This is a genomic window from Mycobacterium sp. E735 (assembly GCF_001666955.1).
GTDB lineage: Bacteria > Actinomycetota > Actinomycetes > Mycobacteriales > Mycobacteriaceae > Mycobacterium.
The window spans coordinates 1-1,292 of record NZ_LZIX01000149.1 but is presented as its reverse complement, the minus strand read 5'-3'; the positions used below and the strand labels follow the sequence as shown (position 1 = coordinate 1,292).

Below are 1,292 nucleotides of genomic sequence, written 5' to 3'. Positions count from 1 at the left end.
GCGGTGCGGAGTTCGCTGGGGTCGGCGGTGCCGGTGAGGTAGCCCACGAGGCGTTTGTCGCCGGGGCGGTCCTCGCGCACGACGACCACCGCTTCGTCGACGCCCTCCAAAGCGGCGAGGGCCGAGCGGATCTCGCCGACCTCGATGCGGTAACCGCGAATCTTGACCTGCTCGTCGGCGCGCCCCACGTACTGCAGCTGGCCGTCGATCCCCCAGCGCACCAGGTCCCCGCTGCGATACATCCGGTGTCCGGGCTCGCCGAACGGGCACGCCACAAACCGCGATGCGGTCAACCCGGCCCGGTGCACGTATCCCAGGCCCACCCCGCGCCCGGCCACATACAACTCCCCGACCACCCCGACCGGCACCGGCCGCAACCAGCCATCCAGCACGAACAGTCCGGTCCCCGGCACCGCCGACCCGATCGGCGGCGCACCCGATTTCGCGGTCAGCGGGACGCTCATGGACGCGAAGATCGTGCTCTCGGTCGGCCCGTAGACGTTCATCATCGCCCGCCCGGGCGCCCAGCGGTCCACCAGCTCCGCGGGCACCGGCTCCGCACCGATCACCAACGCCGCCGAATCCAGGCCTTCCGGCGACAACATCCGAACGGCCGCCGGGGTCTGACTGAGCACCGTCACCTGCTCAGCGACCAGCAGCGCGTGGAAGTCCTTGGGCGAGCGCGCCACCGCCTCGGGCACCACCACCAACCGGCCCCCATGCAGCAACGCCCCCCAGATCTCCCACACCGAGAAATCAAACGCATACGAGTGGAACTGGGTCCACACCTGCCCGGGCCCCAACGCCACCCCCACCGCCGGGGCGTCGAACAGTCGGGTCACGTTGGCGTGGCTGACCGCCACCGCCTTGGGCACCCCGGTGGTGCCCGAGGTGTAGATGACGTGCGCGACATCCTCGGGGTCCGGGCCCGCCGCGGGCGCCGTGGCCGGCTGCGCCCGCAGGGCAGGGCTGTGCACGTCGACGACCGGCAGCACATGCCCGGCCAACTTCTCGGCCAGCGCCGCCGTGGTCAACGCGGCCACCGGCGCGGTGTCGGCCAACATGAACTCGATCCGCGCCACCGGCAACCCGGGATCGATCGGCAAATACGCCGCCCCCGACTTCAACACGGCCAGAATCGCCACGATCGCCTCCGCCGACCGGGAGAACACCACCGCCACCGACTCCCCCGGACGCGCACCCCGACCAATCAACAGATGCGCCAACCGATTCGACGCCTCGTCCAACTCCCGATACGTCAACGACCGGCCCTCGCACGACACCGCCACCGC

Annotated in this window: 1 protein-coding gene; it reads right to left on the bottom strand. The window is 71.1% G+C overall.

The annotated features are described in order from the left end of the window. Positions 1–1,292 (bottom strand): amino acid adenylation domain-containing protein (locus A5704_RS11835; protein ID WP_156737664.1); only part of this gene is annotated, 1,292 nt, incomplete at both ends.